General features: G+C 43.3%; 13 protein-coding genes. 5 read left to right on the plus strand and 8 right to left on the minus strand.

The window, feature by feature from the left end:
• Window positions 1–17 precede the first annotated feature (17 nt).
• Window positions 18–992, minus strand: coding sequence for a polyprenyl synthetase family protein (locus EWU21_RS06885; protein WP_130896081.1), 975 nt, complete (start codon window positions 990–992; stop codon window positions 18–20).
• A 61-nt stretch (window positions 993–1,053) separates the two neighbouring features.
• Between EWU21_RS06885 and EWU21_RS06890 the strand changes: the two genes are divergently transcribed.
• Window positions 1,054–1,914 carry a patatin-like phospholipase family protein gene (locus EWU21_RS06890; protein ID WP_130896082.1) on the plus strand — a complete coding sequence of 287 codons (861 nt, stop codon included), beginning with the start codon at window positions 1,054–1,056 and terminating at the stop codon, window positions 1,912–1,914.
• A 29-nt stretch (window positions 1,915–1,943) separates the two neighbouring features.
• Here the strand turns inward: EWU21_RS06890 and frr are convergent, their stop codons facing one another.
• From frr to EWU21_RS06905, 3 genes are read right to left on the minus strand one after another with little or no spacing between them, the layout of a single operon-like run.
• Window positions 1,944–2,504: a ribosome recycling factor gene (gene frr, locus EWU21_RS06895; RefSeq protein WP_130896083.1), complete on the minus strand. Its 561-nt coding sequence runs from the start codon at window positions 2,502–2,504 to the stop codon at window positions 1,944–1,946.
• Window positions 2,505–2,512: 8 nt separating this feature from the next.
• A complete protein-coding gene (gene pyrH, locus EWU21_RS06900) occupies window positions 2,513–3,223 on the minus strand; it encodes a UMP kinase (RefSeq protein ID WP_130896084.1) in 711 nt (236 codons plus the stop codon).
• A gap of 54 nt (window positions 3,224–3,277) precedes the next feature.
• Entirely contained in the window at window positions 3,278–3,973 is a 696-nt protein-coding gene (locus EWU21_RS06905) for a fatty acid desaturase (RefSeq protein ID WP_130896085.1), read from the minus strand.
• Between the two features lie 43 nt (window positions 3,974–4,016).
• Here EWU21_RS06905 and EWU21_RS06910 point away from each other — a divergent pair, with 43 nt between their 5' ends.
• Window positions 4,017–5,801, plus strand: coding sequence for a family 43 glycosylhydrolase (locus tag EWU21_RS06910; protein ID WP_130896086.1), 1,785 nt, complete (start codon window positions 4,017–4,019; stop codon window positions 5,799–5,801).
• On the opposite strand, the gene EWU21_RS06915 is transcribed toward EWU21_RS06910, so the two are convergent.
• Together EWU21_RS06915 and dusB are read right to left on the minus strand one after the other, a co-directional pair.
• On the minus strand, window positions 5,790–6,665 hold the full coding sequence (locus EWU21_RS06915) for a DMT family transporter (RefSeq protein ID WP_130896087.1): 876 nt from the start codon (window positions 6,663–6,665) through the stop codon (window positions 5,790–5,792). The genes EWU21_RS06910 and EWU21_RS06915 overlap by 12 nt on opposite strands.
• Complete coding sequence (gene dusB, locus EWU21_RS06920; protein ID WP_130896088.1) at window positions 6,665–7,660, minus strand: tRNA dihydrouridine synthase DusB; 996 nt, start codon at window positions 7,658–7,660, stop codon at window positions 6,665–6,667. Before dusB ends, EWU21_RS06915 begins: the two co-directional genes overlap by 1 nt.
• A 33-nt stretch (window positions 7,661–7,693) precedes the next feature.
• Between dusB and EWU21_RS06925 the strand changes: the two genes are divergently transcribed.
• From EWU21_RS06925 to EWU21_RS06935, 3 genes are read left to right on the plus strand one after another with little or no spacing between them, the layout of a single operon-like run.
• Window positions 7,694–8,644 carry a CPBP family intramembrane glutamic endopeptidase gene (locus EWU21_RS06925; protein WP_130896089.1) on the plus strand — a complete coding sequence of 317 codons (951 nt, stop codon included), beginning with the start codon at window positions 7,694–7,696 and terminating at the stop codon, window positions 8,642–8,644.
• A gap of 5 nt (window positions 8,645–8,649) precedes the next feature.
• Window positions 8,650–9,495: a phosphatidate cytidylyltransferase gene (locus EWU21_RS06930; protein ID WP_236633198.1), complete on the plus strand. Its 846-nt coding sequence runs from the start codon at window positions 8,650–8,652 to the stop codon at window positions 9,493–9,495.
• A 46-nt stretch (window positions 9,496–9,541) separates the two neighbouring features.
• Window positions 9,542–10,264 carry a peptidase associated/transthyretin-like domain-containing protein gene (locus tag EWU21_RS06935; protein ID WP_130896090.1) on the plus strand — a complete coding sequence of 241 codons (723 nt, stop codon included), beginning with the start codon at window positions 9,542–9,544 and terminating at the stop codon, window positions 10,262–10,264.
• Here the strand turns inward: EWU21_RS06935 and pgeF are convergent.
• Both pgeF and EWU21_RS06945 read right to left on the minus strand, forming a co-directional pair.
• Complete coding sequence (pgeF, locus tag EWU21_RS06940; RefSeq protein WP_130896091.1) at window positions 10,241–10,984, minus strand: peptidoglycan editing factor PgeF; 744 nt, start codon at window positions 10,982–10,984, stop codon at window positions 10,241–10,243. The genes EWU21_RS06935 and pgeF overlap by 24 nt on opposite strands.
• Window positions 10,974–11,597 carry a gluconate 2-dehydrogenase subunit 3 family protein gene (locus tag EWU21_RS06945; RefSeq protein ID WP_130896092.1) on the minus strand — a complete coding sequence of 208 codons (624 nt, stop codon included), beginning with the start codon at window positions 11,595–11,597 and terminating at the stop codon, window positions 10,974–10,976. Before EWU21_RS06945 ends, pgeF begins: the two co-directional genes overlap by 11 nt.

The raw sequence follows: 11,597 nt of genomic DNA on the forward strand, positions 1-11,597 counted from the left end.
GAAATGGTTCCCTTTTTTTATTTATTGCGTTCTATCGTGTAGCTGATTAGGTCGCCTAACGAGTTGCGGTATTCTGAGGCGGGAAAAGTCGCTAGGATCGCACGAGCTTCCTCTGCGATTTCATTCATTTTTTGGTTTGCGTAAGCCAAGCCTCCGGTCGATTTAACGAAATCAATCACCTCGCGCACTTTATTAGCATCCTCTGACTCTTTTTTGATCATCTGAATGATACGCTTTTTAGTCGAAGTGTCTGTGTTTTGCAGGGCAAAAATCAGCGGCAAGGTCATCTTTTTCTCTTTGATGTCGATTCCCAAAGGTTTCCCAATTTCGGCATCCCCGTAATCAAACAAGTCATCTTTGATTTGGAAAGCGATACCTACTTTCTCGCCAAACAAACGCGCCTTCTCCACCATCTCCGCATCAGCGCCGGCAGATTGAAATCCGACTGCACAGCAAGCAGCGATTAGCGTCGCCGTTTTCTTCGTAATAATATCAAAATAGACATCCTCTGTGATGTCTAGTTTTCGTGCTTTTTCGATTTGCAATAATTCACCTTCTGACATTTCGCGAACGGCCGTAGACACCGATTTTAAAAGATCGAAATCCTCGTTTTCCACGGAAAGCAAAAGTCCTTTAGAAAGTAAGTAATCACCCACTAAAACGGCAATCTTATTCTTCCAAATCGCATTAATGGAAAAGAAACCGCGTCTATAATTCGAATCATCAACGACGTCGTCGTGGACTAGAGTGGCGGTGTGCAATAGCTCAATGAGAGCTGCTCCCCTAAATGTTTTCTCCGTGATCTCTCCCATACATCCTGCCGTCAAGAAGACGAACATGGGTCGCATCTGTTTTCCCTTTCTTTGGACAATATAATGCATGATGGTGTCGAGCAACATCACTTTTGTCTTCATAAAAGTTTTGAACTTCCCTTCGAATGCCTTCATCGAATCATCGATGGGGGCTTGAATAGAAGAGATAGAGTAGGGCATGGGGATTGTTTGAATCAGTAAATTGCGTAAATTTAATCAGAATTGTGGATAAAAAGGTATTATGAGTCAGATTTTAGTCTTGGCGGGCGGTTCCGTCAAAGGGGCGTTTCAAGCGGGTGTTATCAAGGCGCTTTTTGAGAAAGGTTACCAGCCAGATGCGATTTATGGGGTATCTGCTGGAAGCTTAAATGCAGCCTATTTAGTGAACCAGTTTGGCCAACAAGCGAATAGCGGAACTCCTATTTCCTATCCACAGGCAGCGCAGGATTTATGGGATTTCTGGGAACTGCGAATTACTTGCCCAGACTGCCTATCTAAACCATTCAACATTTTTCAATTAGGGTGGACAGCTCTGACGAAGAAGTTCAAAGGTTTAGTGGATACGAGTCCTTTGCGCAATCTGTTGAGTGAAGTGTTGGAGGATCGGAATTTACAGGCAAGTCCCGTCGGTTTAAAAGTAGGTGCAGTGAATATTATGGAGGGATCGATGCATTACGTGGATCCTAGTTTTGAAAATTTCCAGGACTACCTGATGGCGTCCTCTGCTGTGCCCATTTTGATGCCCGTGGTGCAGATTCAATCGGAGAAACGTAAATCCTACTTAGATGGCGGTTTACGTGATGTAGCGCCTTTACAGAAGGCTATTAATGATGGGGCCAAAGAAATTGTGGTCATTGCCTGTCACACCGAGATGATTGAGGGAGGGGACTTTGATTCCGGAGATTTATTAGCCTTAGTCGATCGGGTGATGGATATCGCGGTAAATGAGATTTTGAATGCGGACCTTCGAATGCAGCGTTCGGAAGTGAAATTAACGATTATTCGACCGAAGCAACCTCTCAGCATCGATATCCAACGTTTTACGAAAATGGACATTCGCAGAATGCTTGAAACGGGTTATGCCTTGGGTTTAGAACTATAAAAAAAGCCTCGAATTTCGAGGCTTTCTATTTATACTGACATGATGTCTTTCTCCTTTTCGTTAAAGACCTGGTCGATCTTCGCGATGTAGGCATCCGTTTTCTTTTGGATCTTATCTTCTGCCTCTTTGATCGCATCTTCTGATACGCCATCACCCTTTAATTTCTTGATGCTATTGTTTCCGTCTTGACGGGCATTGCGAATGTTGATCTTAGCGACCTCAATTTCTTGCTTGCAACGCTTCACTAAATCACGGCGACGCTCTTCAGTCAACGGAGGAATCGATAAACGAATGATTTCCCCATCATTCATTGGATTTAAACCTAAGCTGGAGTTACGGATAGACTTCTCTATCTCCGCGAAAATACCTTTCTCAAAAGGCTTGATCGCAATCGTACGCGCATCTGGAGTGGTCACTGAAGCAGCACCTGAAATAGCTGTTTGCATACCATAATAATCGATGGTCAAACCATCTAACATGGATGGGCTCGCTTTACCAGCTCTAATCTTCGATAACTCAATGTTTAAGTGCTTGATCGCACCGTCCATGGTTTCGACAGTGGCGTCAATATAGAATTCGATTTCTTCCATTTTATCAATTAACTAATTAATGTTCCTACATCCTCACCCGATACTAAGGCGGCTAAGTTACCCTCCTTGTTCATGTCGAACACGATGATGGGTACGTTATTTTCTTGGCATAAAGTGAATGCCGTGGTATCCATAATTTTCAAGCCTTTAGAGATAGCCTCTGAAAAGCTCAAATGCGTATAACGAGTTGCTGTCGCATCTTTCTCTGGATCAGCGGTGTAGACTCCATCCACGCGAGTTCCTTTTAATACCACATCGGCTTCGATTTCGATTGCTCGAAGAGAGGCAGTAGAATCTGTTGTGAAATACGGGTTACCTGTTCCTGCACCAAAAATCACGATACGGCCTTTTTCTAAGTGACGCATCGCACGGCGGCGGATGAAGGGCTCGCAAACGGCTTCTACTTTGATGGCTGTCATCATGCGGGTGTACAATCCTTGTTTTTCCAAAGAAGCCTGAACCGCCATTCCGTTAATTACAGTCGCTAACATGCCCATGTAATCGCCTTGCACGCGGTCAATGCCTGCTTTCGCAGCACTCGCACCGCGGAATATATTGCCACCACCAATCACGATAGCTACTTCAACTCCTAAATCATGCACCTTTTTGATTTCAGCGGCATATTGACCAAGAATGGTTGGGTCAATCACTTCTCCATCTGTCGAAAGAGATTCGCCTGAAAGTTTCAATAAAATGCGTTTGTATTTAGGTTCTTTCATGAGGAGCTCGTTTATGTCGATTTTGTGCGATGCAAATTTAGGAAAAATCTAGGTCTAGGCAAGGCTTTCGTCCTTGGCTTTGGGTAATTTATACCAAGGCAAATAGGGATGCGCATGGTGTTCAAAATGATAGCCAAAAAAGTAGCAGGAAATAAACGCCCAAATATGGTTTTTACTTTGGCTTCTTGATTGCTGTTTGTTGTCCGCTGCGTGTTCACCTCGGTGCGGCAAATAGGTTCCGAAAATAAATAATTGCAGCGTACTCAAGATCGCGGGCACTTCCCAAAACAAGATCAAATTCCACATCGGAAACCAGATCTTCAACACATTATAGGTAATGGCCATCGCCAGCACTTGTTTCCAAGTCACATATTGCCAAATAAATTTGAACCACCAGAACAAAAAGGGACCCTGGTGTACATCTGGATCATTATCCGTATTGACATGAGCGTGGTGCAAATGGTGTTTGGCACGTAAAGTGCTGTAATCGTTAAAAGCGAAAAGGATGGTGCATAAACGTCCGATGGCGTGATTTAGGCGAGGATTTTCTGCATAAACTACTCCATGAATGGCATCATGTGAAGTAATGAATAAGCCCGTGTACATATGCGTTTGAATAAGGATGGCGACGTAAATCCAAGGGTCAGACCAGCTGAAATCTGCGTTGATCCAATAGGCTAAATTCGCGCTCCACAACGTAATCAATACGATCGCCCAAATAATTCCCTGAAATTTATTTAATTTGCTCATCGATTAGGCCGGATTTGACTGGCACCTATATGACCTCAAAACTATGAAAATTGTTCCAGCATTGCTGCTTTTTATTTTGTCTTTTACTTTTTCAGCTAGCGCGCAAACCGTTTCGTCGCCTTCTACTTATTGTAACCCGATGAACTTGGATTATGGTTTTACACCTATCCCTAATTTCTCAGAACAGGGGCGTCACCGAGCTACAGCAGATCCCGTGATTTCGTATTTCAAAGGCAAATACTATTTGTTTTCCACAAATCAATGGGGCTATTGGTGGAGCAAGGATATGTTACAATGGAACTTTGTTTCTCGCCGCTTCTTGCAACCTTACCATAAAGTCTATGATGAATTGTGTGCACCAGCGACGCTTACGCTAGGGGACAGTTTGCTAGTGATCGGTTCCACGTATGCGAAAGATTTTACGCTTTGGTATTCCCAAAAACCGGAAACGGACACTTGGAAAGAAGCTGTTCACGCCTTTACGGCTGGTGCCTGGGATCCCGCTTTCTTTTTAGATGATGACAACAGGCTTTATTTATACCATGGTTCGAGTAATTTTTATCCGATGTATGGACAGGAGTTGGATCGCAAGACCTTGCAGCCGATAGGGGAACGCAAGGACTTGATTAAATTAAATGATGAGGTGCATGGCTGGGAACGTTTTGGGGAATACCAGGACAATACGTTCTTGAAACCCTTTATGGAGGGAGCCTGGATGAATAAATACAAGGGAAAATATTATTTGCAATACGGCGCTCCGGGGACAGAATTTTCTGCCTACGGCGATGGGGTGTATACGGCAGATCATCCGATGGGGCCGTTTACCTACCAAGCACACAACCCGTTTTCGTTCAAACCGGGTGGATTTACACGAGGTGCGGGGCACGGAGCGACATTTGAGGGGCAATACGGCAATTGGTGGCATGTATCTACGATCACGATTGCGGTGAAGAATAGTTTTGAACGTCGTCTGGGACTTTGGCCTACGTATTTTGATGAAGACGGAATTATGTATACGAATACGGCATATGGTGATTATCCCTACTATATGCCCACGAAAAAAGTGGATACTCCGTCGGATTTATTCACGGGTTGGATGCTGTTGAATTACAATAAGCCCGTGCGAGTATCCTCGAGTTTGCCGGGTTATTCCGCGAATTTTGCGGTAGATGAGCAAATGAAAACCTATTGGTCTGCTGCGTCCTCGAAAAAAGGGGAGTGGATTGAGACGGATTTAGGGGAGATTTCTACGTTGAAAGCCTTGCAATTGAATTATGCGGATCAAGATGTTGATTCGAGTTTCTTAGGGAAAATGAATGGTATTTACCATCAATACCAAGTATTAGGTAGCAAGGATGGCCAGAAATGGGAGTTGATTATCGATAAATCTACGAATAAAACAGACATTCCGCACGATTATGTCGAATTAAAGAAGCCTGTGGAAGTGAGGTATTTAAAGTTAGTAAATCACCACATGGCGGCGGGTAAATTCGCGATTTCGGGGATTCGGGCCTTTGGTTTTGGACATGGCCAAAAGCCGGGTGTCATTAAGGATCTATTGGTCTTGCGGGGCGAACATGATTCGCGCAGCGCCTGGTTAAAATGGGGTCACAAGCCGAATGCGACGGGTTATGTCATCTACTCTGGAATTGCACCGGACAAAATGTACACGTCAGTGCAGGTTTTTGGGGCAAATGAATATTATTTCAAATCCATGGACCGCGGCAAGACCTATTATTTCCAAATTGAAGCTTTCAACGAGAATGGCATAGGGGAGCGCGGGCCCATTATTGAATCAAAAATAATCGAGTCAAAATCAGGCCTTTGATCGGTTGATTTCGTATACCCCGATTAATAGCACAATCATCGCGATGAATTGTGATAGATATACCTGCTCGCCATCGAAAACGCCCCAACCCACGGCCACTATTGGAATGATGTAGGTCACAGAACTGGCCACAATCGCGTTCGTCCATTTGATCAATTGATTAAATAACACCATCGCGATGGCTGAGCCGAAAACGCCTAAAGAACAAGCGGCTAAAAACGGCCACCATTCGATGGCCTGAGAGAAGAATCCAGTGGAGGCTAATAGGATCAATGAAAGTGGTCCAATCGCCATAAAGATGCCCGCCGTAGACGTGAAGGGATTTAATCCTGATAATTTGGTCTTCACGATATGTAGGTTAAAACCATACAAGAAGGTAGCTAACACCACCCAAAGTGCGTGGTAATTAAAGTCCACATTAAATCCTTCTCCACCCACTATCAAGCCGAAACAACCGGCGATTCCTAGTATTATTCCTAGCATCTGGCGCCATTGAAAACCCTGCTTGAACAAAAGAATACCTACAATTAACGTAAACAAAGGAGTGAAGGCATTTAGCATCCCTGATAAGGCAGAAGTCAAGTGCTTTCCGGCAATAGAAAATAGGATCGCTGGGATTAAATTTCCCGTTAAACCGGCTAATAAAAAGCTTTTCCAATGCTCTTTTTTTACCTCATGTCTTTGCTTTAAAAACACGGGAATGAAGAATATGAAGGCTGCAAATATGCGCAAAGCACCCACTTGCGGTGAACTGTAATAGACTAAACTTTTCTTCACTAAGATGAAAGAGCTTCCCCAGATTAAGGACAGGGCCGTAAAGGCTAAGATGACGAGTAATACAGGGGATTTTTGCTTGTTTTCCATTAGGCGTGTAAGGGTTCTCCAGCGTAATGCGCTGCGATTTCGTTTAGAATCCCTTTGATTTCTTCGAATTCATAGGTAGTGACTAAACGAGTTCTGAAAGGTTTGAAATGGTCCATGCCACGGAAATAATTCGCGTAATGGCGGCGCATTTCGACGATTCCCCCGTGATTTCCTTTCCAGCGGATCGAAAATTCGAGGTGATCGAGGCAAACTTGTAGACGTTGTTGTAGGGAAGGAGGGGCCAAATGTTCCCCCGTGGCTAAATAATGTTTAATCTCATTAAAAATCCAGGGGTAGCCAATGGACGCCCGTCCAATCATAATGCCATCTACTTCATAACGATCACGGTATTCTTTGGCTTTTTCTGGCGAATCAATATCGCCATTTCCGAAAATAGGAATTTTGATCCGTGGGTTATTCTTCACTTTTGAGATCAATTCCCAGTCCGCAGCGCCTTTGTACATCTGTACGCGCGTTCTGCCGTGAATGGTCAAGGCTTGAATCCCGATGTCCTGAAGTCTTTCGGCCACATCCTCAATATTTTTTGTAGAATCGTCCCAGCCTAATCGTGTTTTAACGGTCACTGGTAAGTGGGTGGCATCGACAACGGCTTTAGTCATCGCCACCATTTTAGGGATATCTTGTAATAAAGCGGCTCCAGCACCTCTGCAGGCCACTTGTTTTACGGGGCAGCCATAATTAATGTCAATTAAATCCGGTCCTGCCTTCGTGGCGATTTCTGCGCAAGAGGCCATCGTTTCGATGGAACTACCAAAAAGTTGAATCCCAATCGGGCGCTCATATTCAAAAATATCGAGTTTTTGAACACTTTTTGCAGCGTCCCGAATCAGTCCTTCGGAGGAAATAAATTCCGTATACATCAAATCAGCGCCATTCGCTTTACAAACCGCACGGAACGGTGGATCTGACACGTCCTCCATGGGCGCTAATAGCAATGGAAATGAGCCAAGCTCGATGTTACCTATCTTTACCATTCTGATTAAAAATTCCGTAAATTTACGAGCATTATGGTAGATAACAATTTTCAAGGCCCCGAACGTTACATCGGTTTGCTGTCTAAAATCTTAATATTATTCGGATTTTTCCTTTTGGGTGGTTTTATCGGTCAATTTATCGGTTTATTTTCTGTTGTGATCATTACAGGAATGCCCATCAATAATGAACTTGTGCTTCAAAAATCCGTGATTGATTTTTTAGTACATCCTCAAAACTATGAAAATGGCTTGCGTGCATTGATGTCGTTTCAATGGTTTTCAGCACTTTTTACCTTTGTGGCAAGTTCTTGGGCCTATTTGCGTTGGTCAGAAAAACGCGATTTAAATTCTCTTTCATTAGGGCCAACACCAGATTATCGCCTGTTTTTGTGGACGATTATTACTCTATTAGTGGGAATGCCCGTGATGGAATTTCTTATCAAATGGAATGAATCTATTGTTTTTCCGGCCGGTTTCGAAGAAACTGAAAAATGGATGCGTGCCTCTGAAACACAAATGGCAGAATTGACGAAATTTTTACTTGATTTCCGGAGTCCTACTGACTTTGCTATGGGTCTAGCGGTCATTGCTGGTTTAGCGGCGCTGGGTGAAGAATTGTTCTTTAGAGGCGTTTTGCAGTCGCTTTTTGAACGTTATACGGGAAATCATCACGTGGCGATTTGGGTGTCCGCTGGCATTTTTAGCTTTATTCACTTTCAGTTTTTTGGCTTCTTTCCGCGCTTATTTTTAGGGGCCTTTTTTGGGTATTTGTATGTGTGGAATCGCAATATCTGGATTCCCATTGTGGCCCATTTGTTCAATAATGGCTGGACACTGACCATGCAGTATATGTATCAGCAGAAACAAATTGCGGTAGATCCGGAGAAATTAGGAGAATTGACGCCTTGGTGGTCAGTGGTGATCTCTTTCGGCTTAGTGGTGTTTTACATACGACGCTTGCATAGCATGCGTTTAGAAAAATAAGATTTATGGGTTTACGTGAGATGTCTAATTTGCAACAACGGGTGATCGCAGCTATCATAGCGGTGCCTTTTTTGCTTTTTTGTGTATTGTTTAGCGACTATACTTTTTTAGGTTTATTCCTGTTAATCGGAGTGGCTGCGCAGCTAGAATTTTATAAATTAGTAGGTAGTATTAGCGATAATTTACCACTTACTTTTTACGGAACTTTTTGCGGTGTAGTGCTCCATCTGTTGACCTTTTTTATTGAGAAAGGAGAGATCGCTTACTCGAATTATTACATTTTATCGCCTCTGTTAGCCTTGATTTTCTTCATTAAACTATACAATGCGAAAGACGAAAAGCCCTTTAAAAACATTGCTTATACCTTTTTAGGGATTATTTATGTGGCCTTGCCATTCGCCTTGTTAACCGTTTTGGCTTTTATTAAAAACGAAACCTATGACCCTCAAATCATCTTAGGCTGTCTCTTCCTTTTATGGGCTAGTGATTCTGGGGCCTATTTTGCGGGCACGAAATTTGGCAAGACGAAACTATTCGAACGTGTTTCCCCTAAAAAATCCTGGGAGGGAAGTATAGGTGGATTAATTGCCGCTATGATTGTCGCTTATGTGTTGTCGATGTATTACACGAATTATGCGTCTTGGCAATGGTTTGGTATCGGAATCATCATTGTAGTAGCTGGTACCTACGGAGATTTAGTGGAATCTTTGTTTAAGCGAAGTATCAAGATCAAAGACTCTGCAGATACCATTCCGGGTCATGGTGGCTTCTTAGATCGTTTTGATGGCTTGTTACTTTCGATTCCGTTCATCATTACGTTCTTGAAATTATTTCCAAACGGAAAGCTTTAACAGGCTTTAACAGTTCCGAATTCAATTTTTGCTTAATTTCGGCCTTATGAAAAAACGATTGGCTGTTCGTGTAATAGGTGCGCTGGCTTTCTGCTTGGTATCGCTTACTGCTTTTTCCCAAGGGCAGGACAAAACAGTCTTATTTCAAGGTCGTGTGGTTGCTTCGAGTAATGCGGAGTTCCTACCTTTGGCCTATATCTTCAATCCCCAAGCCGGTCGTGGTGCCTTAAGTGATAATTTTGGTCAAGTGGATATGTACGTTTTTCCCGGGGATAGTCTGGTGATTTCCTACATTGGTTACAAGAAAAAATACTATATCGTGCCGCGTGATACAGATTTAGTGCACCAAGTGATCATTCCGATGGAAGAGATGACGACGATGTTGCGGGAGGTCAAAGTTTTCCCTCATTCAAGCGAGGAAGAGTTTAAGCAAGCTTTTTTAGCCATGGAATTACGTGATGCAAAAGAGCGAGAGACGGTTAGAAGAAATTTAGAACAGTCTAAATTGAACGTATTCGCCTTGCAAGCCGGTATGGGAGCCTCTTCGAATTTTAGAAATTTCTCAGATCTGATGATTTCTTCTCAGGCTAACAAGAATTTCTTTAATGATCCGATGTTAGCATTCACGAATCCTTTCGCTTGGATCAATTTCATTAAATCGGTGAAGAATGGAGATTTAAAGAAGAAGGATTACAAGAAAGCCTATGAATTTTTGCCAAAGGAGAATTTGAATCGACAAATGTTCCTACGCAACCTGAAATCCAATTAGGGCCAGCATTCTACCTGTCACGCCCTTTTCCATTCGGTGTGAAAAGAAGTCTGCATTATTCTCCACCGTGCAGGAAGGATCTATCTCTATTTGTTGAATACCTAATGCGCGTAATTGGGCTTCATTCGCAGCTTTTAAATCGACGTGCCATTTGGCCCCTTTTCGCGTTTTGAATTCTTCCGAAAATTGCGCTGCCACTTCGTCTCCAACTTCGAAATGAGCGAAACTGATGCAAGGTCCAATGTAGACTAATAGGTCCGCAGGATTAGACCCTCGGTTCTCAATCATGCGTTTGGCAGTTTTCTCAACAATCCTAGCGACTGTTCCTTTCCATCCCGCATGTATGGCCGCACAAACGCGCGTAACGGGGTCTGCTACTAAAATAGGGGTGCAATCAGCGATTCCCACGCCCGCAAAAACTCCCGGTTGAACTGAAATCATCGCATCGAATCCGGATTGATATCCAGTTCTACCTGTTACCCAAATTTTATCGCCGTGCACCTGGTAGGAACGAGCTAAATCGGCTGGCGCAATGCCTACGTCAGCGCAAAGAAGAGAAAGATTCTGTTCAATGACTTCGGGCGCATCATCGGTGTGGACGCCTACGTTTAAAGAGGAATAAGGACCTTCACTCAAGCCGCCGTGGCGAGTGCTAACACCCGCCACGAGGCCTGGTATGGATTGAAAAATAGTAGGTCTAACGAAACGACTAGGCGTCATAACTTAAACCATATTGTTTTAATACATCGTCTGGAACTCCGTTCCATTGATTCGGTGTATTTCCTTTGTATTCGAGGTCTTCGATACCGATTTTAGAGGTATAGAATCCGGTTGCTGTTAAATTGCGCATCAATGTAAAAAATGATTCTCCTTGGGATAAATGTTTAGGCGTTTTGCCCGGGTACGCGATATCATCTACGATGTTAATCCGCTGTTTGGGCGTAATATCGATGAAGTTTTTAGAAAAACGCTTATTCGATTCTACATCTAACCAACGTAATCCACCGCGCATAGGCGTCTTAAATTCCGTTTTGTCTTTGACGATGAACTCAATAAAGGCTGTTACACCTGATTGAGATGCACTGCCAGATTTCTTGTCTGCCGGAATGATGATATCAGATAGCACCGTAATCGTCGCTAACTCGTGTGCGTTCAAGAATACTTCCGCTTTTAGCGCAGCTTCTTGTTCCGCTTCATCTTGCGTACGACCGTTCGGTCTTTTGACCGGAACTTTGCCGAGATTTAAATTCTCAATCGCTTTTTCATCCGGATTGAAAACGGCTAAGCCCAGTGAACTTAAGCCCATATTTTTTAAATAGTCTCTTCTTTTCAT

The organism is Aquirufa antheringensis (assembly GCF_004307425.1).
Lineage (GTDB): Bacteria > Bacteroidota > Bacteroidia > Cytophagales > Spirosomataceae > Aquirufa > Aquirufa antheringensis.